16 protein-coding genes are annotated in these 20,976 nt (G+C 61.8%); 10 read left to right on the forward strand and 6 right to left on the reverse strand.

Translation table 11 applies throughout. The features are described from left to right. Positions 1 to 48 precede the first annotated feature (48 nt). The 8 genes from C5J26_RS32865 to C5J26_RS24295 all read left to right on the forward strand — a co-directional run bounded on the left by C5J26_RS32865 (position 49) and on the right by C5J26_RS24295 (position 9,896). Complete coding sequence (locus C5J26_RS32865) at positions 49 to 1,782, forward strand: hypothetical protein (protein WP_172746053.1); 1,734 nt, start codon at positions 49 to 51, stop codon at positions 1,780 to 1,782. 119 nt (positions 1,783 to 1,901) lie between these two features. Further along, the gene (gene folD / locus C5J26_RS24265; protein ID WP_105404130.1) at positions 1,902 to 2,801 is read left to right on the forward strand and encodes a bifunctional methylenetetrahydrofolate dehydrogenase/methenyltetrahydrofolate cyclohydrolase FolD; all 900 of its coding nucleotides are present in this window, start codon (positions 1,902 to 1,904) and stop codon (positions 2,799 to 2,801) included. A 139-nt stretch (positions 2,802 to 2,940) separates the two neighbouring features. Further along, entirely contained in the window at positions 2,941 to 4,302 is a 1,362-nt protein-coding gene (locus C5J26_RS24270; protein WP_105404106.1) for an ABC transporter substrate-binding protein, read from the forward strand. Positions 4,303 to 4,394: 92 nt separating this feature from the next. Further along, positions 4,395 to 5,408: a carbohydrate ABC transporter permease gene (locus C5J26_RS24275; RefSeq protein WP_105404107.1), complete on the forward strand. Its 1,014-nt coding sequence runs from the start codon at positions 4,395 to 4,397 to the stop codon at positions 5,406 to 5,408. Between the two features lies 1 nt (position 5,409). Next, on the forward strand, positions 5,410 to 6,567 hold the full coding sequence (locus C5J26_RS24280; protein ID WP_105404108.1) for a carbohydrate ABC transporter permease: 1,158 nt from the start codon (positions 5,410 to 5,412) through the stop codon (positions 6,565 to 6,567). Positions 6,568 to 6,594: 27 nt separating this feature from the next. Beyond that, the gene (locus tag C5J26_RS24285; protein ID WP_105404109.1) at positions 6,595 to 8,250 is read left to right on the forward strand and encodes an alpha-glucosidase family protein; all 1,656 of its coding nucleotides are present in this window, start codon (positions 6,595 to 6,597) and stop codon (positions 8,248 to 8,250) included. A gap of 22 nt (positions 8,251 to 8,272) precedes the next feature. Further along, positions 8,273 to 9,361: an ABC transporter ATP-binding protein gene (locus C5J26_RS24290; protein ID WP_105404110.1), complete on the forward strand. Its 1,089-nt coding sequence runs from the start codon at positions 8,273 to 8,275 to the stop codon at positions 9,359 to 9,361. A gap of 178 nt (positions 9,362 to 9,539) precedes the next feature. Next, entirely contained in the window at positions 9,540 to 9,896 is a 357-nt protein-coding gene (locus C5J26_RS24295) for a hypothetical protein (RefSeq protein ID WP_046611702.1), read from the forward strand. A gap of 73 nt (positions 9,897 to 9,969) precedes the next feature. Here C5J26_RS24295 and edd read toward each other — a convergent pair whose 3' ends face one another. From edd to C5J26_RS24320, 5 genes are all read right to left on the reverse strand, one after another. Further along, positions 9,970 to 11,787, reverse strand: a complete 1,818-nt coding sequence (edd, locus tag C5J26_RS24300) for a phosphogluconate dehydratase (RefSeq protein WP_105404111.1) — start codon at positions 11,785 to 11,787, stop codon at positions 9,970 to 9,972. 97 nt (positions 11,788 to 11,884) lie between these two features. Then, positions 11,885 to 12,583, reverse strand: coding sequence for a 6-phosphogluconolactonase (gene pgl / locus C5J26_RS24305; protein WP_105404112.1), 699 nt, complete (start codon positions 12,581 to 12,583; stop codon positions 11,885 to 11,887). A gap of 5 nt (positions 12,584 to 12,588) precedes the next feature. Then, positions 12,589 to 14,061: a glucose-6-phosphate dehydrogenase gene (gene zwf, locus C5J26_RS24310; RefSeq protein WP_105404113.1), complete on the reverse strand. Its 1,473-nt coding sequence runs from the start codon at positions 14,059 to 14,061 to the stop codon at positions 12,589 to 12,591. Positions 14,062 to 14,160: 99 nt separating this feature from the next. After that, complete coding sequence (locus C5J26_RS24315; protein ID WP_105404114.1) at positions 14,161 to 15,462, reverse strand: FAD-binding oxidoreductase; 1,302 nt, start codon at positions 15,460 to 15,462, stop codon at positions 14,161 to 14,163. Positions 15,463 to 15,472: 10 nt separating this feature from the next. After that, positions 15,473 to 16,912, reverse strand: a complete 1,440-nt coding sequence (locus C5J26_RS24320) for a glutamine synthetase family protein (protein WP_105404115.1) — start codon at positions 16,910 to 16,912, stop codon at positions 15,473 to 15,475. Positions 16,913 to 17,038: 126 nt separating this feature from the next. Here C5J26_RS24320 and C5J26_RS24325 point away from each other — a divergent pair, with 126 nt between their 5' ends. Together C5J26_RS24325 and C5J26_RS24330 are read left to right on the forward strand one after the other, a co-directional pair. Further along, positions 17,039 to 18,220, forward strand: a complete 1,182-nt coding sequence (locus C5J26_RS24325; protein WP_105404116.1) for an NAD(P)/FAD-dependent oxidoreductase — start codon at positions 17,039 to 17,041, stop codon at positions 18,218 to 18,220. 500 nt (positions 18,221 to 18,720) lie between these two features. Beyond that, the gene (locus tag C5J26_RS24330; RefSeq protein WP_105404117.1) at positions 18,721 to 20,559 is read left to right on the forward strand and encodes a methyl-accepting chemotaxis protein; all 1,839 of its coding nucleotides are present in this window, start codon (positions 18,721 to 18,723) and stop codon (positions 20,557 to 20,559) included. Positions 20,560 to 20,571: 12 nt separating this feature from the next. Here the strand turns inward: C5J26_RS24330 and C5J26_RS24335 are convergent, their stop codons facing one another. Continuing rightward, positions 20,572 to 20,895 (reverse strand): hypothetical protein, encoded by a 324-nt coding sequence (locus tag C5J26_RS24335; protein WP_105404118.1) that lies wholly within the window; start codon positions 20,893 to 20,895, stop codon positions 20,572 to 20,574. Between the last annotated feature and the right edge of the window lie 81 nt (positions 20,896 to 20,976).

A 20,976-nucleotide genomic window follows, 5' to 3' on the forward strand; every position in this document is an offset into this window, starting at 1 on the left:
GGGATGCCGGCGGCCTCAGATTAGCGCGGTCTTCCCATGTATCAGTCGGTGAAAATCGAAGACGACCGAAACCCTGACCCGGCAGCAATGCTCGCCGGCACCGGTTCCGTGTTCGCCGGATTGCGATCCGCGGCCCTCAAGGTTGGCGCTCTGACGGTGATCGGCGCTCTTTTGCCGCTGCTGTTTGTCGAGACGGTTCCGCATCAGTTCAGCGCCGAGACCCGACTGAAGGTCGAAGCGGCGAGCGAAGGCACGATCAACACGGCCGCTGCCGCGCTCCGCTCCAAAACCAGCCTCGACAATGTCATCCGTGCCCTCAATCTCGGCCGCGACAGCGAGTTTTCGGTCGACCGCCCGAGCGTCATCAGGATCGTGTCCGATATCGTCTCCGGTGAGGCGATGACCGTGGCGGAGGCCGAAAACCGGCTGCGCGAGCGACTTTCTCAGGCAATCGTAACGAGTTACGACCGCCGCGCCGGCCAGCTTGCGATCTCCGTCACGGCGGGAGAGCCGGAAGAGGCGGCCCGCATCGCCAACATGCTTGGCGACACATTCCACGACGAGATCGCATTCTCCGGCACAAGGTCGTCCGGCCCGGTGGTGGAAAAGCTGCGCCAGACACTCGAGCATGCGCAGGCCGCTCTTTCCGGCTTCATCGCCGAGACCGACGCGCAGAAGCTTGCCGAACTGCGCCGGACCGAGGGCGACGGACAGCAGCTCACCGCGGAAATAAATGAGGCGACGGCGCAGCTTGGTGAACTGAAGCAGAAGGCGGCCCAGGCGTCCGCCATGAAGCTTTCGGACGTGCTCAACAAGCCACTGCCGGACAGTCTCGAATACACCGGCCTCGACTATCAGCGGCAGAGGCATGTCGAGGCAAAGCTTGCCGTCGACCAGCTTTCGAGCGATCTCGGCCCGCGTCACCCACGGCTTGCTGCGGCTCAGGCGGCGCTGGCGGATGTCAAAGACGACATCCAGGACGCGCTGAAGCAGCTCGGGACCTCGCTTCGTCAGCAGGAGACTGCCGCAGCCAAACATCTGGCTGAGCTCAAGGCGAAGCAGGCGAAGAAACCCGACGACAAGGAAATAGCCGATTCCGGAGCAAGGCTTGCGGCTCTCGAAGCTGCCGTGGACGAGGCACGGCGAAATTATCTCGAAGCGCTGCACGGCTCCGAAGCCAAGGCATCCACGGGCAAGGTTTCGGTCGTCGTTCCGGCCGGGGCGGCATCCGCGGCCGTCCTGGGTCCCTCATCCGCCGAAGTTTCGGGCATCGGTGCCCTGACAGGGTTCTCCCTCGGCACTGCTTTGGTCTTTCTGACGCGCCGCACACCGCGGCTCGCGAGCTCCGCCGACGAAATGGATCCGGCCGACGAGCCCGCGCTGATTGTCGAGCGGGACCTGTTGGCGCAGCATCTGGACGAACAGGATTTCCTCCACGACGAGTATGATCCGGCTTACGATCGGCCGACCTATGAGCCGCAGCTGTCCTGGCGCCCGCGCCATCCGGCGCCAGCCAATGACAGGCCGCTTGCCGACCACATCCGCGAAATGCTGATGGTCAATCGCCGTCCGGCCCCTGAGGCGGAGCTTCCTTCCCTGGTCGCGGCCGTCATGGCCGGCCGCCTTGCCGATGGACCGTCCTATGGTGCACCTCGTCGCCCGGTTCTATCGCCGGAGGAGGTCCGAAAGGCGGAGGAACTTCGCGAGCTTCGCCGGAACATGGCGGAGTTGCGCGAGCGGGTTCAGGTCTATTCCGACCGCCGGAACGCCTCCCGAGGATAAGAAGCCTGCGACATCGAATCCGCTTGCATTTGCCGTCTGCGACCAGCATAGGCGTTGGTGGGCAAATTCAGAACATGCCCAATGTATACATTGGCGGCGGTTTCAAGCGGGAGGTGCGCATGGCTGTGGTGATCGATGGTAAAGAGGCGGCAGCATCGGTAATCACCGCGGTGACCGAGGCTTCGAGTTCGCTCGAGAGGGAAACCGGCGTGAAACCGGGCCTTGCAGTTGTCATCGTCGGCGACGATCCGGCCAGCCACGCCTATGTCAGTTCCAAGAGCAAGATGGCCAAGCAGTGCGGTTTCAAATCGATCCAGCACAGTCTGCCCGACGACACCACTCAGGAAACGCTTGAGAAGCTGGTTGCCGAGCTCAATGCCGATCCGTCCATCCATGGCATTCTCGTCCAGCTCCCGCTGCCGAAGCACCTGAACGCCGAGCCGGTCATCCTGTCGATTTCGCCGAAGAAGGACGTCGACGGTCTGCATGTCGTCAATGCCGGCAAGATCGCGACCGGCGACCTTGAGAGCGGCTTGATCTCCTGCACCCCTGCCGGGGCCATGTTGCTGGTCAATCGTATACATGGCCGTGACCTTTCGGGTCTCAACGCTGTCGTCATCGGCCGCTCCAACCTGTTCGGCAAGCCGATGGGCCTGCTGCTCCTGGCCGCTAACGCGACCGTTACCATGGCGCATTCCAGGACGAAGGACCTCGGGTCCGTATGCCGCAACGCCGATATCCTGGTTGCCGCCGTCGGCCGCCCCCAGATGGTCAAGGCCGACTGGGTGAAGCCCGGGGCCACCGTTATCGATGTCGGCATCAACCGCGTTGCCGCCCCCGACAAGGGCGAGGGCAAGTCCCGGCTGGTTGGCGACGTGGCCTATGCGGAAGCCGCTGAAGTCGCTGGCGCCATCACCCCGGTCCCTGGCGGCGTCGGCCCGATGACCATCGCCATGCTGATGGCCAACACAGTCATCGCGGCCTATCGCACGGCCGGCAAAACCGCACCCAAATTCTAATCCTGCGATGACAGATTTTTTCATTTGTTCCACACCGGCTGCGCGGGGGTTGACTCCTCCGCGAGAGCGTTAAATCTCTCCCCATGTTTTGGAACTCCCGGCAGGGTAGAAAAAGCCGGGACAGCGGGAGGATATTTCAATGAAGGCATCATTTTGGATCGGTACGGCGCTGGCAGCGCTTCTTGCCGGTGGCGCGGTCGCCCAGGAGCTGAAGTTCGCGCCCGGCCAGGATTCTAAATTTAACTGGAAGAGCTATGAGGATTTCAAGGTTGCCCACGCCAATCTCAAAGGGCAGAACCTGACGCTTTTCGGCCCCTGGCGCGGCGAGGACGAAGTGCTGTTCAACAGCGTTCTCGCGTATTTCAATGCCGCGACCGGCATCAATGGCCGCTATTCCTCCTCGGAAAATTACGAACAGCAGATCGTCATCGACACCCAGGCCGGTTCTCCGCCGAACATCGCCATCATTCCGCAGCCCGGCCTCCTGGCCGATCTTGCCGCCAAGGGATTCCTGACCTCGCTCGGCCAGGAGAACTCCGACTGGGTCAAGACCAACTACGGCTCGGGCGGGGACTGGATCCGTTACGGCACCTACAAGGGCAAGGACGGCAAGGAGGCCTATTTCGGCTTCCCCTTCAAGGCCGATTTCAAATCCATGGTCTGGTATGTGCCCGAAAACTTCGAGGAAGCGGGTTACGAGGTTCCGAAGACCATGGAGGACCTGATCAAGCTCAGCGACCAGATCGTCGAGGATGGCGGTGTTCCATGGTGCATTGGTCTCGGCTCCGGTGGCGCGACGGGCTGGCCGGCGACGGACTGGGTCGAGGACATGATGCTGCGCACCCAGAAGCCGGATGTCTACGACAAGTGGGTGAGCAATGAAGTCAAGTTCAATGATCCGGCTGTTGTTGGCGCGATCGATGAATTCGGCAAGTTCGCCAAGAACCCCAAATATGTGAGCGGCGGCGTCGCTGCCGTTTCCTCCACCGACTTCCGCGACAGCCCGAAGGGCCTCTTCGGCATTCCGCCGAAATGCTACCTGCATCATCAGGCATCCTTCGTTCCGTCCTTCTTCCCTCCGGAGACCAAGCTCGGCACCGATGCCGACTTCTTCTACCTGCCCACCTATGCTTCGAAGCCGGACCTCGGAACACCGGTCCTCGGCGCCGGCACGATGTTTGCCATCACCAAGGATTCGCCCGCCGCCAAGGCGTTCATCGAATTCCTGAAGACGCCGATCGCCCACGAGGTCTGGATGGCGCAGTCGTCGTTCCTGACGCCGTTCAAGGGTGCCAATTCGAATGCCTATGCCAATGAGGTGCTGAAGAAGCAGGGCGAGCTTCTGACCACCGCCACGACATTCCGCTTCGATGCCTCGGACCTGATGCCCGGCAAGATCGGCGCCGGCGCGTTTTGGACCGGCATGATCGACTATGTCGGCGGCAAGGACGCCAAGACCGTGGGGACCGATATCCAGAAGGCGTGGGACGGTTTGAAATAAGCCTCCCCTATTGGGCTCTTGAATACGACCGCGCCGGACGCCGGCGCGGTCCAATAAAAAGCTACGCATAAAACCGTGAAAAGGGGAGAGCCATGATATCGCAGATCGTTTCAGCCGTCGGCGTCGTGATCGCCGGCGTTTTCGTCTGTGCCTTATATTACTGGCTCTCCGACAAGATCCTTCAAATCGTCTTTCCCGTGCCGGTCGAGAATGTCCGCACCGCCTCCGTCAATCTCAACCGCCGCGCCATGGTGCGTCCCTGGCTGTTTCTCGGCCCGGCGCTGATCCTGCTGGTCGTCTATCTCGTTTATCCGGTGGTCGCGACCTTCATCCTTTCCTTCTACGATCGATCGGGCGGCAATTTCGTCGGCCTTGCGAACTATCGCTGGGCGATCCAGGACGCGCAGTTCCGCCAGTCCATCTTCAACAACATCCTCTGGCTCGCCGTGGTGCCGGCAGCGTGTACCTTCTTCGGCCTCGTCATCGCGGTTCTGACCGACCGCATCTGGTGGGGCAACCTCGCCAAAAGCCTGATCTTCATGCCGATGGCGATCTCCTTCGTCGGCGCTTCGGTGATCTGGAAGTTCATCTACGAATATCGCGGCGGCAGCGAAACGCAGATCGGCCTCCTCAACGCTATCGTTCAGGCCATTGGCGGCTCTCCGCAGGTATGGATCTCGCTTCCGTTCTGGAACAACTTTTTCCTGATGGCGATCCTGATCTGGATCCAGACGGGCTTTGCCATGGTCATCCTGTCGGCGGCCCTGCGCGGCATCCCCGAGGAGACGATCGAGGCGGCGGTGATCGACGGCGCCAGCGGCTGGCAGATCTTCTGGAAGATCATGGTGCCGCAGATCTGGGGCACCATCGCCGTCGTCTGGACGACGATCACCATTCTCGTGCTGAAGGTCTTCGATATCGTGCTGACCATGACCAACGGCCAGTGGAACACCATGGTTCTCGCAAACCTGATGTTCGACTGGATGTTCCGCGGCGGGGGCGACAGCGGCCGAAGCGCGGTCATCGCGCTGATCATCATGGCCGCCGTCACGCCGATCATGATCTGGAACATCCGTCAGGCGAACAAGGAAATGGGAGGCCATTGAGATGAGTGCAGCCGCAAGCCTCCGCCGTATCGGCCTTCCGCGCCTTATCGTCCACGTCTCCGTGCTCGTCATCTGCATCATCTGGCTCATCCCGACGCTCGGCATCCTCGTCACCTCCTTTCGAGAAGCGGGCCAGATCACCGCATCGGGCTGGTGGACCGCCTTTACGGGCGCCGCCGAGACGAGTGCCGCCCGCCTCGGCGAGCCTTCAACCGCCAAGCAGAATGGTACGAACTACGTCATTTCCGGTTCCGTTTTCGAGGGAGGGAAGGGCGGCACCGTGCGCGCCTTCGGTACCCGCGTTGCCGCCCCAACGGAATTTACAGCGGGGCAGCCCGCCGATATCGGCAATGGCGAGATGCTGACCGTCAACGAAGACGGCAGTTATACCTATTCCAAGAACGCGCCGTTCGAGGGCCGCGGCAAACGCGTCTACTTGTCCGTCGCCACTCCGCCATCCTTCACCACCGAAAATTACCGCACGGTGCTGACCTCCCAGGGGATCGGCCAGTCCTTCGTCAACTCGCTGACGGTCGCGGTGCCGGCAACGATCATTCCGATCCTGATCGCCGCCTTTGCGGCCTACGCTCTGTCCTGGATGGAGTTTCCCGGGAGGGCCCTCATCATCGCCCTGGTGGTCGGGCTGATTGTCGTGCCCTTGCAGATGTCGCTCATTCCGCTTCTGAAGATGTATAACGAGATCGGCAATCTTTTCGGCGTGCCGTCTCGCAGTTATGCGGGCATCTGGCTTGCACACTCCGCCTTCGGCATGCCGCTCGCGATCTATCTTCTGCGCAACTACATTTCCGGGTTGCCGCGGGAAATCATCGAATCCGCCCGCGTCGACGGAGCCAGCGATTTCGAAATCTTCGTCAAGATCATCCTGCCGCTGTCGTTTCCGGCGCTCGCATCCTTCTCGATCTTCCAGTTCCTCTGGACCTGGAACGACCTCCTCGTCGCCATGGTCTTCCTTGGCACCGGCAAGGATCAGCTGGTTCTGACCGGCGCGCTGAACGCGCTTCTGGGCTCAATGGGTGGAAAGTGGGAAATCCTGACAGCTTCGGCCTTCATAACAATCGTCGTGCCGATTATCGTCTTTTTCGCCCTTCAGCGATATCTCGTCCGCGGACTGCTTGCCGGCTCCGTCAAGGGCGGCTGATCAACATCGAAGACAACAGGACATTGAATGAGCGTTTCAGCAGAAGCCCCCGCAGCACCGGACAAGGACTGGTGGCGTGGGGCCGTTATTTATCAGATTTACCCGCGCTCCTATCAGGACTCGAACGGCGACGGCATCGGCGATCTGAAGGGTATCACCGCCCGTCTGCCGCATGTGGCAGCCCTTGGCGCAGACGCCATCTGGATCTCGCCCTTCTTCCCGTCGCCGATGCGGGATTTCGGCTACGACGTCTCGAACTATACGGATGTCGATCCGATGTTCGGCTCGCTGTCGGATTTCGACGGTCTGATTTCCGAGGCACACCGGCTCGGCATCAAGGTGATGATCGACCTCGTCATGTCACACAGCTCCGACCAGCACCACTGGTTCATCGAAAGCCGGTCGAGCCGCTTCAATCCCAAGGCGGACTGGTATGTCTGGTCCGATGCCAAGCCGGACGGCACGCCGCCGAACAACTGGCTGTCGATCTTCGGCGGATCGGCCTGGCATTGGGATCCGACCCGCATGCAGTACTACATGCACAACTTCCTGACATCGCAGCCGGATCTCAATCTGCACAATGCGGAAGTCCAGGATGCGCTGCTCGACATGACCCGCTTCTGGCTGAAGCGCGGCGTCGACGGTTTCCGCCTCGACACGATCAACTTCTATTTCCACGACAAGGAACTGCGCGACAACCCGGCACTCGATCCGTTGCGCCGGAACGCTTCCACCGCGCCTGCGGTAAACCCCTATAACTTCCAGGAGCATCTCTACGACAAGAACCGGCCGGAGAACTTGGAATTCCTCAGGCGCTTCCGCGCCGTGCTCGACGAGTTCCCGGCGATCGCCGCCGTCGGCGAAGTGGGCGACAGCCAGCGTGGTCTGGAAATCGTCGGAGAATACACGTCCGGCAACGACAAGATGCAGATGTGCTACGCGTTCGAATTCCTGGCGCCCGATCCACTGACGCCGGCGCGTGTCTCCGAGGTGCAGAAAGCGTTCTCTATCGCTGCGCCGGATGGCTGGGCCTGCTGGGCCTTTTCCAACCATGACGTGGTCCGCCATGTGAGCCGCTGGGGCCATGACGTTCTCGATCGCGACAGCTACGCCAAGATGGCGTCGGCCATCCTGATGTCCCAGCGCGGCTCGGTCTGCATCTATCAGGGCGAGGAACTCGGCCTGACCGAGGCCGATATCGCCTATGCCGACCTGCAGGATCCCTACGGCATCCAGTTCTGGCCGGAATTCAAGGGACGCGACGGTTGCCGCACCCCGATGGTCTGGGACAGCCAGGCATTGCAGGCCGGCTTCTCGACGGCGGAGAAAACCTGGCTGCCGATCCCGGTCGAGCATCAGCTTCGGGCCGTCGGCGCTCAATACGGCGATCCCGCATCGGTTCTGGAACAGTACCGACGCTTCCTCGCCTTCCGCAAGCAGCACCCGGCCTTTGCCAAGGGCGACATCGAATTCCTGGCCGAGGACAGCGCCGTTCTCGGCTACAAGCGCCAATACGGCAACGAGACGCTGCTCTGCCTGTTCAACATGAGCGCGGCCGAAACGGCAACCGAACTGCCGGCCGGCGATTGGGAAGTGCTGACCGGTCACGGCTTCGAAAGCGGGCTTGAAGGCAGGCGTGTCGAACTACCGGCTTGGGGGGCGTTCTTCGCCCATCACGCGTAACGAGAACAAAGGGGAGGAAAGCATGGCTGGTGTCGTTCTGAAGGATATCCGCAAGGCCTACGGCCAGGTGAAGGTGCTGCACGGCATCGACCTGGAGATCAGCCAGGGCGAGTTCGTCGTGTTTGTCGGGCCGTCCGGCTGCGGCAAGTCCACGCTGCTGCGGATGATCTCCGGCCTCGAAAGTATCACCGGCGGTGAGATGTATATCGATGGCCAGCTCGTCAACGAGGTGCCGCCGTCGCGGCGCGGCATCGCCATGGTCTTCCAGTCCTATGCGCTTTATCCGCATATGACGGTCTATGACAACATGGCCTTCGGCATGCGGATCGCCAAGGAAAGCCGTGACGAGATCGACCGCCGGGTACGTGCGGCGGCCGATATCCTCCAGCTCACTCCCTATCTCGACCGTCTGCCGAAGGCACTGTCCGGCGGCCAGCGCCAGCGTGTCGCCATCGGCCGCGCCATCTGCCGCGATCCAAAGGTCTTCCTGTTCGACGAACCGCTTTCCAATCTCGACGCGGCGCTGCGCGTCGCCACCCGCATCGAGATCGCCAGGCTGAAGGATTCGATGCCGGACACGACGATGGTCTACGTGACGCACGACCAGGTGGAGGCGATGACGCTCGCCGACCGCATCGTCGTGCTCTCGGCCGGCCGTATCGAACAGGTCGGCGCCCCGCTCGAACTGTACGAGCGGCCCCAGAACCTCTTCGTCGCCCGCTTCATCGGCTCGCCGGCGATGAACATCATCCCGGCCACGGTGACGGAAACCGGCGAGATGACCACGGTTGCGCTGAAGGGCGGAAAATCGGTGCACCTGCCGGTGCCGACAGCGGCTTCGGAAAAGGGCAAGACGGCCAGTTTCGGGGTGCGGCCGGAAGATTTGTCGATTGCCTCGGGCGAGGACTATCTCTTCGAAGGCCAGATCGGAATCATCGAGGCGCTCGGCGAGGTGACGCTGCTTTATATCGAAGGCTTGGCTGACCAGGAGCCGATCATCGCCAAGATCCCCGGCATTCTGCAGGTGAAGAAGGGTGAGAAAATGCGCTTTTCAGCAGACTTGAAGAAACTGCACCTTTTCGACGCAGAAGGTAAGGCCTACCGCCTCTAGGAGTAACTATCCGTTTACTATGGTTTTGCGATATGCAATTGGAGTTGTTCTGATTTGGGACTTCAAAACACTCTGTTAAATTTCGCCGGCTAGGCTTCCTTCCATTAAGCAATGGAGGGATGTCGTGAGTGCGACTCCAAGTAACAAAAATCACTTTTTGAACAAGGAAGAGTCTTTCATGTACGACCGGGAAGCCCGGTTCAAGATGGAAGACACGATGAATGCGGCGCGTATCGAATATACGGAAAATGGCGTGATGAACATGGCGCAGCGCCGCTGTGACGTCATCCGTATCTCGATGAGCGGCGCCGTGCTCGGTATCCTGACCCAGTATAATCTGCCGAAACAGTTTTATCTCGATATTCCCGACGCGCGCATTTCCAAGGTCGGCTGCCTGCTGATGCGCACCAACGCCAACAACACGATCGAGGTGCGTTTCCTGTCGCTGCTCAAGCAGAAGGAACTGGACCGCATCTTCATATTCTCGACCCATCCGAACCATCGCGACCGGACGCTCGATATCCGCTCCTGGTAACCCGGTTCAGGACTTGAAATGGAAACGGCGGCTCCACGGCCGCCGTTCTCGTTTCTACCGGCAATCAGCCTATCTACGCAAACACGCTGGCGCCCATGTCCGCGGTGCCGACATGGCGGCGGAAGGGGGCAAAGAGTTCGCGGCCCATGCCGAACTCGTTGTCGGAAAGATCGACGACAACAGGTGTGCGAGCCCCAAACTCCGCAGCATCCACCAGCACTTCCAGCGTTCCGGCGACAGCGTCGAGGCGGATCATGTCGCCGTCCTTGATCTTGGCGATAGGCCCGCCGTCGCTGGCCTCCGGGGTGATGTGGATCGCTGCCGGTACCTTGCCGGAAGCGCCCGACATGCGGCCGTCGGTTACCAGCGCCACCTTGAACCCCCGGTCCTGAAGCACGCCGAGCGGCGGGGTGAGGCGGTGCAGTTCCGGCATGCCGTTCGCCTTCGGTCCCTGGAAGCGCACCACGGCGATGAAATCCCTGTTGAGTTCGCCACGCTTGAACGCTTCCTGCAGCCCCTGCTGATCGTGGAAGACGATCGCCGGCGCTTCGACGATGTGGCGTTCCGGCTTGACGGCGGAAATCTTGATAACCGCCTTGCCGAGATTGCCCTTCAGCATCTTGAGGCCGCCATTCGACTGGAAGGGGGTCTCGATCGGCGCCAGCACCTTGAGGTCGCCGCTTTCGTTCGGGGTGGGTTCGCGAACGACGGCGCCGTTGGCGTCGAGCTTCGCCTCGACCGTATAGGCTTCCAGCCCATGGCCGAAGACGGTGCGCACGTCGTCATGCACCATGCCGGTCTTCAGGAGCTGCTTGATCAGGAAGCCCATTCCGCCGGCGGCGTGAAAATGGTTCACATCGGCAAGCCCGTTCGGATAGACGCGGGCAAGCAGCGGCACGACGTCGGAAAGCTCGGAAATATCCTGCCAGGTGAGCAGGATGCCGGCCGCGCGGGCCATCGCGACGAGGTGGAGCGTGTGGTTGGTCGATCCGCCGGTCGCATGCAGGCCGACGACGCCGTTGACCACGGAGCGCTCGTCGATCATCTCGCCGGCCGGAGTGAACTCGTTGCCGAGTGCGGTGATCGCTAGCGCCCGCTTGGCCGCCTCGCGCGTCAGCGCTTCGCGCAGCGGCGTGCCCGGATTGACGAAGGAGGCGCCGGGCATGTGGAAGCCCATGATCTCCATCAGCATCTGGTTGGAGTTTGCGGTGCCGTAGAAGGTACAGGTGCCGGGGCCGTGATAGGATTTAGATTCCGCCTCGAGCAGTTCGGCGCGGCCCACCTTGCCCTCCGCATAAAGCTGGCGGATGCGCGACTTCTCGTCGTTCGGAAGCCCCGTGGTCATCGGGCCGGCGGGAATGAAGACGGAGGGCAGGTGGCCGAAGCTGAGCGCCGCGATGACGAGGCCCGGCACGATCTTGTCGCAGATGCCGAGGAAGACGGCCGCGTCGAACATGTTGTGCGACAGGCCGATGCCGGCCGCCATGGCGATCGCGTCGCGCGAGAAGAGCGACAGCTCCATGCCAGGCTGGCCCTGGGTGACGCCGTCGCACATGGCCGGCACGCCGCCGGCGACCTGCGCTATGCCGCCGGCTTCCCGTGCCGCCTCGCGAATGATCGGCGGGAACGTTTCATAGGGCTGATGCGCCGAGAGCATGTCGTTATAGGCGGTGATGATCCCGAGGTTCGGGACGACGTCTCCTGCGAGCGCGTCCTTTTCGGCGGGAGAACAGACCGCAAAGCCATGGGCGAGATTGCCGCAGGAAAGCGTCGATCTGTGCGGGCCGCGCGTGGCCGCCCGCCGCACACGGTCGAGATAGGCTTCGCGGAGGGGTTTCGAGCGTTCGACGATACGGGCGGTGATTGCCTCGATGCTGGAATGAGCGGCCATGGTCTTGTCCTCTTGTGCTCAACCCCGGCTTGGGAGGGACAGGACCTTCGGGAGGGCCCTAAGCCACCGGGATTGCTCGCGTTGAAAAGTTGGCGCTTTAAGGCGCCCAGAAAATCTGCAGCGGCGAAGCGGCTCGATTGAGCACGGCGCGGATCGGCATGTCCGTTTCGTCGGATCCGGCCTTTGCCGCTTCGAGCACGTCCTTCTTGCCCTGGCCTTCGATATGCAGCACCAGAAAACGCGCATCCGAAAGGCTGGCGAACGAGAAGGTCAGTCGCTCTTCGCCGGCACCTTCCGCCTGCATGGTCAGAACGCCGCGGGGGCCGGAAAGATCGAGTGCTCTGGCAAGATTATTCCCATGCGGGAAGAACGAAGCCGTATGGCCGTCGCCGCCCATGCCGAGGATCGCCACGTCGAACGGATTGCCGATGCCGGACGTCTTTTCGGTTGCGATCACGGCCGCTTCATCGATCGACGGCGCTTCGTAGTAGAGAGGTATGAACTTGGCGGCAGCCGCTTTGTCTTTCAGCAGATGCGCCGACACCAGAAGGTGGTTGGAACGCGGGCTGTCCGCCGGCACGAACCGTTCGTCGACCAGCGTCACGGTGACCTTGCCCCAGTCGATATCGCGGGTCGCCAGCGCCTCGAAGAACTTCTTCGGGGTAGAGCCGCCCGAGACCGCGATCGAGGCGGCGCCCCGGTCGCGGATCGCTGTTTCAAGATGTGCCGCGGCCTCGTCCGCCAGGCTGGCGGCGAGGGCGGCGGCATCCGCAAATTCAAGCATGTTCGCGGTCATGACCCTTAGCCCTCATGCCATGTCCGGCCGTCGCGCTCGATGAGGGCGATCGCCTGGCTCGGACCCCAGGTGCCGGCGGTGTAACCCTGTACCTGCTGGCCGGCCGCTTCCCAGCCTTTCAGGATCGGATCCACCCAGCGCCATGCGGCTTCCACTTCGTCGCGGCGCATGAACAGTGTCTGGTTGGAGCGGATCGTGTCGGTGAGCAGGCGCTCGTAGGCATCCGGATTGCGCACCGAGAAGGCTTCCGCGAAGCTCATGTCGAGCGACACGTTGCGCAGGCGCATGCCGCCCGGGCCTGGGTCCTTAATCATCAGCGACTGCTTGACGCCTTCGTCCGGCTGCAGGCGGATGATCAGCTGGTTGGCCGAAATGCGGCCGGCGGCCGCGTCGAAGATATTGTGCGGGATCGGCTTGAAGGTGATGACGATCTCGGACATGCGGGCTGCAAGCCGCTTGCCGGTGCGGATGTAGAAGGGAACGCCGGCCCAGCGCCAGTTGCCGATCTCGGCCTTGATGGCGACGAAGGTTTCGGTGTTGGAAACGCCGCCTTCGAGCTCGTCGAGATAACCTTTTACCGGACCGCCTGCGGATGCGCCGGCGCGGTACTGGCCGCGCACCGTCATCTGCTCGACATTGGCCTCGGTGATCGGCTTCAGGGCGCGCAGCACCTTGAGCTTTTCGTCGCGTACCGATTCCGAATTCATGGAGGAGGGCACTTCCATGGCGACAAGGCAGAGGAGCTGCAGAATGTGGTTCTGCACCATGTCGCGAAGCGCACCCGCTGTATCGTAATAACCGGCGCGGCCTTCGAGGCCGACGGCTTCGGCGACCGTGATCTGCACGTGGTCGATATGGTCGGCGTTCCACAGCGGCTCATAGAGCGCGTTGGCGAAACGCAGCGCCATCAGGTTCTGCACCGTCTCCTTGCCGAGATAGTGGTCGATGCGGAAGATCTGGTCTTCGTGGAAGGCCTTGCCGATCATGTCGTTGAGCTGCAGCGCCGACGCGAGGTCGCGGCCGATCGGCTTTTCGACGACGATGCGGGTCGACCGGGTGATCAGCTTGTGGTCGCGGATCTTTTCGGAAATCGGGCCGAAAATGCCGGGCGCCACGGCGAGATAGAAGACGCGGATGCGCTCCTTGCCGTCGTCGAGCAGCTTCTTGAGTTCGGCCCAGCCTCCTTCGGCCTTTGCGTCGACCGAGATGTAATAAATCTTTTGGAGGAATTTCTGGACTTCCGCCTCGTCGTATTCGCCCTGCTTCAGATGCTCTTTCAGGGCATCCTGGGCGAATTTGCGGTAATCCTCATGGGAAAGCGTACTGCGCGAGGCGCCGATGATGCGGGTTGGTTCGGTGAACTGGCCCTCGATCTGCCGGTGGTAGAGGGCCGGAAGGAGCTTGCGTTCCGCAAGGTCGCCGGTACCGCCGAACACGATACAATCAAAGGGTTCAACTGGGATGATCTGGCTGCTCATCGCTGTTCTTTCGTCCTGCATGGTTGGGTGCATACTTATTCTAATCGATTTAAAAACGCTAGCCCGAATTGGCTTCCGAAGTGTGCTACGGACTGCTTGTCAGAGCCTGTCGCGCAGCGCAAACCACGTGAGGGCAAGGAAAAGCAGCGGAGTCCGCATGTGACGCCCGCCGGGGAAGGCAGGAATTTTGAGGGCGGCAAGGTGGTCGAGATCCGTTGCCTTGCCGCCGACCATATCAGCATAAAGTTTGCCACAATAGTTTGACAGCATCACGCCATGGCCGGAATAACCGCCGATCGACGTGACCCCCGGCATGACTTCGCGCACGAAAGGCTGGCGCGGCATGGTAATTCCGACATTTCCGCCCCAGGCATGGGTGATTTCGACATCTTTCAGCGCCGGATAGGTGTCGACGATCTGCTTGCGGATGGCGTTGGCCGTGTCCGTGGGATTGCTTGAGGTATAGACCTCGCGGCCGCCGAACAGCAGCCGGTTGTCCCGGCTCTTGCGGAAATACCGCACCACGAACCGCGAATCAGCAACGGCCTCGCCACCGGGGAGGGTACCGGGGAAATCGTCGAGCGGCGCGGTGGCGGCGATGAAGGAGCCGATCGGCATGATATGCGCTGATGTAACCGGTTCGAGATCGCCGATATAGGCATTGGTGGCGATCAGCACCCGATCGGCAGTCAGCGTGCCCTTGGGCGTGCGGACCAGGATCTTGCCCCCCGGTCCGTTTCTTGTTTTCTCGATGCCCGTCGCGCGGGTCATCTCGAAAATCTGCGCACCGGCCGCCTGCGCCACCCTGGCAAGCCCGACCAGCAGCTTCAGCGGGTGGATGTGGCCGGTGCCGGTATCGCGCACCCCGCAATAATAGTCTTTCGTGCCGAGCCGCTCGGCGGTCTCCCGGCCATCCATGAAGGAGATGTGCGGATACCCGTAACGCTCCGCCGCGATCTCGGCGGTCGCCCGATAATCCTTCTCGTGGCCCCGTTTGTGGGAAACGTTCATCTGTCCCGGCATGTACTCCATGTCGATGCCGTGGATCTGGGCAAAGTCGAGGAGATGCCGCTTGGCGTTCTCGGCCATGTCGAACAGCGCCCTGGAGCGCTCGTAGCCGATCTCCTTTTCAAGATCCTCCGGCCACCAGCGCTGCCCGGTGCCCATCTGTCCGCCATTGCGGCCGGACGCGCCGTCGCCGAACCGGCTGGCCTCGATCAGTGCGACGGAGATGCCAGCCTTTGCAAGGTGGTAAGCCGCCTGCAGGCCGGTATAGCCGCCGCCGATGATCGCTACGTCGACCGATCTGGATCCGTCGAGCGCCGGATAGGTCGGTCGCTCGCTGAGAGTCGCCTGATACCAGGAAATTCCCGGTGCGATCGGGCTCTGCCATGCATCCAAGGCGCAGCCCTCACACGTTGAGAAGCAGGAATTCCCGCTCCCAGGGGCTGATCACCTGCATGAAGGTCTCGAATTCGCCGCGCTTGACGCCCGCATAGAGGCCGATGAATTCCGAGCTGAAGACGCTGGCAAGCGCCGGATCGGACTCGAGCAGCGACACGGCTTCGAGCAGGCCGCGCGGCAGTTCGATCGATCCCTCGTTGGCTGTATCCTCGGTCGGCGGACCCGGCTCGATCGCGTTCATGATGCCGAGCAGGCCGCAGCCGAGCGAGGCCGCGAGCGCTAGATAGGGATTGGCGTCCGAGCTCGGCAGCCGGTTTTCGACGCGCCGGGCGTTCGCATCCGAGACCGGAACACGGAAGGCGGTGGTCCGGTTGTCGTAGCCCCAGGCATTATTGACCGGCGCCGACATGTCGGGCGTCAGGCGGCGGTAGGAGTTCACATAGGGGGCCATCATGGCGAGCGTCTTCGGCACAAAGGTCTGCATGCCGCCGATGAAGTGGAAAAACTCCTTCGAGGCGGAGCCGTCCGGGTTCGAGAAGACGTTCTTGCCGGTCTTGATGTCGACCACCGACTGGTGGATGTGCATTGCCGAACCCGCCTGGCCCTGCATCGGCTTGGCCATGAACGTGGCGTAGATGCCGTGTTTCATGGCCGCCTCGCGGATGGTGCGCTTGAACATGAACACCTGATCGGCGAGTTCGATCGGGTCGCCATGACGCAGGTTGATCTCGAGCTGCGCCGGGCCTTCCTCGTGGATCAACGTATCGATCTCGAGGCCCTGCTTTTCCGAGAAATGGTAGATGTCGTCGATCAGCTCGTCGAATTCGTTGATGCCGGCGATCGAATAGCCCTGGCCGCCGAGGATGGACCGGCCGGACCGGCCTTTCGGCGGGTGCAGCGGATAGTCCGGATCATCGTTCTTGGCGACGAGGTAGAATTCGATTTCCGGCGCCACGACCGGCTTCCAGCCGCGCTCCTCATAGAGCTTGAGGATGTTCTTCAGCACGTTGCGCGGCGTATAGGGGACAGCCTTGCCTTCGGTATCGACGATGTCGCAGATCACCTGCGCGGTCGGGTCGGTCTCCCAGGGTACCACCGCAAGGGTTGAAAGATCCGGCACCAGCTTCAAATCGCTGTCGCGCGGCTCGTAGCGGAACGTGCCGGTTTCTTCGGGGTATTCACCGGAAATGGTGTGGCGGTAAAGGGCGGACGGCAGCGCCAGCGAGGTGTTCGAGGTGAACTTCGAAGAGGGCATCATCTTGCCGCGCGGCACGCCGGCCAGATCGGGCGTGATGCACTCGATATCCTCTATCCCTCGAGCCCGAAGCCACGCGGCGGCCTCCCGCCAGTCTGCGACACCTCTGAGCGAAGTGAGCGTCGGCTGGGCAGTCGCGGCCTTCGCCACAGTGCCGGTTGCGAGGGCGGGAGCGGTTTTTTTGCGCGGCATGACACATCGGGGTGAGGTTGATCGGATGTTCCATCATAACCACGGATTGGCGAATGGCGAGGGGGAGACGCCATTGACTTTGAGTTGCCGATCGAAAACAGCAGATATTGAAACAAGGAGCATGCGGTGACGCGGAAATTCGATGTGGTCGTCCTGGGCGCCGGCGGCGCGGGCATGATGTGCGCCATCCGTGCGGGCGGACGCGGCCGTTCGGTGCTGGTCCTCGATCACGCCAAGGCGCCGGGCGAAAAGATCCGTATTTCCGGCGGTGGCCGCTGCAATTTCACCAATATCCATGCGACCGCCAAGAACTACCTCTCAGCCAATCCGCATTTCGCCAAGTCGGCGCTTGCGCGCTACACGCCGCGCGATTTTCTGGACATGGTCGAACGCCACGGCATTCCTTGGCACGAAAAGACGCTTGGCCAGCTCTTCTGCGACGACAGCGCCAAGGACGTCATCCGCATGCTGCTGTCCGAAATGAAGGCGGCGAACGTCGTGCTCGAACTGCAGAAGCAGATCACGTCGATCGAAAAGACGCCCGACGGCTTCCGCATCGGCACCTCCGACGGGCCAGTGGAGGCGGGATCGCTGGTGATTGCGACCGGCGGCAAATCGATCCCCAAGATGGGCGCCACCGGTTTTGCCTACGACATCGCCAGGCAATTCGGGCTGAAGATCGTCGAGACGCGGCCGGCGCTCGTGCCGCTGACGCTCGATCCGAACCTGCTCGAAAAGCTCTCGCCGCTTTCCGGCATCGCGGTGCCGGCCGAAGTCCGTCACGGTAGGACTGCCTTCCGCGAGGCATTGCTCTTTACGCATCGTGGCTTGAGCGGCCCGTCGATCCTGCAGATCTCCTCCTATTGGCGGGAAGGCGATGACGTAACGCTGGTCATCGAGCCCGACCTCGATATCGCAGCGTTCCTCAAGACGGCACGCAAGGCAAATGGAAGGCAGGCGGCGCAGACGGTACTGGCGGAGGTGTTGCCGAAACGGCTGGCTCAGTTCTTCGTCGAAAACCGCGGCCTGACCGGGCATCTCGCCGATCTTCCCGACAAGGCGATCGAGGGGCTGGCCGCCTCGATCCAGACCTGGGCCATCCGGCCTGCCGGCTCGGAGGGTTACCGGACGGCCGAGGTGACGCTCGGCGGCATCGATACGTCCGAACTGGACTCGAAGACGATGCAGGCCAAGGCCGTGTCTGACCTTTATTTCATCGGCGAATGCGTGGATGTGACCGGCTGGCTCGGCGGCTACAATTTCCAATGGGCATGGGCCTCGGGCCATGTTTGTGGGGAGGCTTTGTAGTATAGGTTGATTCAGCACTTGTTAATGTGCGCCAGCCATCCTGCCTTAATGCCAGCCAAATCCTGTGGTTTAAGGCGGGCATGCGCTTCCTGCCGGTGGCGGCTGGAGCGCCAGAGCAACTTGCCTTGGAGTGCCGTTTCCATGCAGAGACCCAGCCGTGCCCGTGCAATCGCAATCGCTAAGGTTCAGGATAACCCGAAGCTCATTCGCCTTCGTTTTCTCGCGATCGCCATCGGTGCAACGGCCGCGCTCCTCGCGCTTCCGACTCTCTTTTTCTAAGAGCTTCACTCTTCGAGTTCACCGCGCGCCTGAACGGCGGCGGTCTTTAGTCACGCTCGCGGAGCGTTGGCCCGTTTATTCTCGCGCATTCCCGAGCTCAGGTTCGCGTCAGTTCCGCGCCTCGGGGCCTCTTTAATTCACTACATTCAAATTTAGTAAATTTTCACTTCCACCGGCGATACTAGATTTCAGTACATAGTTTTGCGGGGAAGCTGGCCTAAATGATCAAAATCCTGCCGTCGTCCGTGGTATCGCGGATCGTTCTTCTTTGCCTCTTCATGATCTTCGTTGCGGTGATAGCGGTGGGTGGTCTCACCTATACCTATCTGCGCGGCGATATCATGGATACGGCGAAGGACGATGCCCGCAAGGCGATGCGCACCATGAGCCTGCTTTACGATCTGGAGCTGGATGGCGCCAAAACCGAGATCCGTGACGGCGCGGTCATCCGTGTCAGTCAGGCTGAGGGTGCGGTGAAAGACCATGACATGGTCGATCGCACCGCGTCCGCCATCGGCGGTGTCGCGACCCTGTTCGAAAAGAAGGGCACCGACTATGTCCGGATATCGACCAATGTGAAGACGGAAAAGGGCGAGCGGGCTGTCGGCACCAAGCTTGCCGCGGAGCATCCGGCGCAGCCGTTCCTGGCGCGCGGAGAAGCTTATTTCGGGCCCGCCGTCTTGTTCGGCAAGGATTTCATGACGGGGTATTTCCCCATTACCAACGCCTCGAACGGCGTCACCGGCCTGCTTTTCATCGGCATTCCGATGGAAGTCTATTTTGCCCATATCGCCACCGCGGGTTATATCGTCATCGGCACCTCGCTTGGCGCTCTTCTCGTCGTCGGCATCGCAAGCCTTTTCGCCCTTCGTATGCTGCTACGGCCGCTCGGCGTGCTGACCGGCACCGTGCATGCGCTTGCCCAAGGCAATGATGCTACCGAAATCCCCTATGCCGAACGCCGCAACGAATTCGGCAACATCGCTCGCGCCCTGGAAGTCTTCCGGGAAGCGGCGCGCGAGAAACAACGGCTGGAAAGCCGCAGCGCCGAGCATCGTGCCGAAACGGAGGCCGAACGCCGTCGCAACGATGCCGAAAAGCAGCGTGTCGACCGCGAGATCGACACTGCCGTCAGCGAACTGGGTGCGGCTTTGGCCCGCCTGGCGCAGGGCGACCTGTCGAGCACGATCGAGACGCAGTATTCCGGCCGGCTGGAGCAGCTCCGCACCGACTTCAACGGCTCCATCGTCCGGCTGCGGGACACGCTTTCTCATATCCGCGAAAGCACGCTCTCCATCCAGAAAAGCAGTGCCGACCTCAGCCACTCCTCGACCGAACTTTCGCGCCGTACCGAAACCCAGGCGGCCTCTCTCGAGGAGACAGCTGCCGCGGTCGACGAGATCACCGCGACGGTCCGTTCTTCGGCCGAGCGCGCTCGCGAGGCGGACCTGGCAGTCGCCGTCACCAAGAAGAGTGCCGACAGCTCCGGCACCGTGGTGAGCAACGCCGTCGCTGCCATGGGACGTATCGAAGAGGCTTCCGGCAAGATCGAGCTGATCATCGAGGTCATCGACGACATCGCGTTCCAGACCAACCTTCTGGCGCTCAACGCCGGCATCGAGGCAGCCCGTGCCGGTGAGGCCGGCAAGGGATTTGCGGTCGTAGCGCAGGAAGTTCGCGAACTGGCGCAGCGTTCCGCCGGTGCGGCAAAGGAAATCAAGGACCTGATCACCCAGTCGAGCCGGGAGGTCGGCTCCGGTGCCGGCCTGGTGCAGCAGGCGGGCGAGGTACTGGCAGCGATCAGCCAGCAGATCACCGGCGTCAGCCAGCACGTGGAAATGATCGCGACGGCCAGCCGCGATCAATCGGCCGCGTTGCAGGACATCAACAATTCCGTCAACCGTATGGACCAGATGACCCAGCAGAATGGCGCGATGGTCGGGGAGACAACGGAAGCTAGCCGACGTCTCGCAAGCGAGGCGGATGCCCTGCTCGAACTGGTAGAGCAGTTCCGCATCGACGCGAGCAGTCGCCGATCGGGTTATTCCCGCGCTGCATGATATCTGCCGATCTCAAAGCGACGGCGAGCCGGGCGCCGCGGAAAATCGGGTGCCACACCGCTCCGGCACTGCCCGGTAATCCTGCCTGGGGCGGCAGCGGTCGGAGCTTTGGTTTTCGCCTGCGCCGCCGGATAGACTGGAACCAACCTCCTGGGCGGCAGCGATGCCGCCCTTTGTGGTTTTATGTCTATCCGTCACCCGCTGCAGGCTGGCGAACCAGCGCGGGTAGGGGTGGGCGTAACGTTCATAGAAATCGTTCTCCGCTGCGGTATCGCGACGGATGGGACTTGTTCGGAAGAGGTACGAATAGGCCGCTGCGACGATATTCTCATACATCGGAATTGCTCCATTTGTGGAAATCGTCTCCTCCATTAAACCTCAAAAACTGCTTCTTGTACCGCCGAATTCCGGCTATGT

Source organism: Neorhizobium sp. T7_12, from assembly GCF_002968535.1.
Taxonomy (GTDB): domain Bacteria; phylum Pseudomonadota; class Alphaproteobacteria; order Rhizobiales; family Rhizobiaceae; genus Neorhizobium; species Neorhizobium tomejilense.

Coding starts and splice junctions, on each gene's coding strand:
- folD (WP_105404130.1), top strand. CDS start 1,902: ATGGCTGTGGTGATCGATGGTAAAGAGGCGGCAGCATCGGTAATCACC.
- C5J26_RS24290 (WP_105404110.1), top strand. CDS start 8,273: ATGGCTGGTGTCGTTCTGAAGGATATCCGCAAGGCCTACGGCCAGGTG.
- C5J26_RS24335 (WP_105404118.1), bottom strand. CDS start 20,895: ATGTATGAGAATATCGTCGCAGCGGCCTATTCGTACCTCTTCCGAACA.
- C5J26_RS24285 (WP_105404109.1), top strand. CDS start 6,595: ATGAGCGTTTCAGCAGAAGCCCCCGCAGCACCGGACAAGGACTGGTGG.
- C5J26_RS24270 (WP_105404106.1), top strand. CDS start 2,941: ATGAAGGCATCATTTTGGATCGGTACGGCGCTGGCAGCGCTTCTTGCC.
- C5J26_RS24295 (WP_046611702.1), top strand. CDS start 9,540: ATGTACGACCGGGAAGCCCGGTTCAAGATGGAAGACACGATGAATGCG.
- C5J26_RS24320 (WP_105404115.1), bottom strand. CDS start 16,912: ATGCCGCGCAAAAAAACCGCTCCCGCCCTCGCAACCGGCACTGTGGCG.
- zwf (WP_105404113.1), bottom strand. CDS start 14,061: ATGAGCAGCCAGATCATCCCAGTTGAACCCTTTGATTGTATCGTGTTC.
- pgl (WP_105404112.1), bottom strand. CDS start 12,583: ATGACCGCGAACATGCTTGAATTTGCGGATGCCGCCGCCCTCGCCGCC.
- C5J26_RS24330 (WP_105404117.1), top strand. CDS start 18,721: ATGATCAAAATCCTGCCGTCGTCCGTGGTATCGCGGATCGTTCTTCTT.
- C5J26_RS24280 (WP_105404108.1), top strand. CDS start 5,410: ATGAGTGCAGCCGCAAGCCTCCGCCGTATCGGCCTTCCGCGCCTTATC.
- C5J26_RS24275 (WP_105404107.1), top strand. CDS start 4,395: ATGATATCGCAGATCGTTTCAGCCGTCGGCGTCGTGATCGCCGGCGTT.
- edd (WP_105404111.1), bottom strand. CDS start 11,787: ATGGCCGCTCATTCCAGCATCGAGGCAATCACCGCCCGTATCGTCGAA.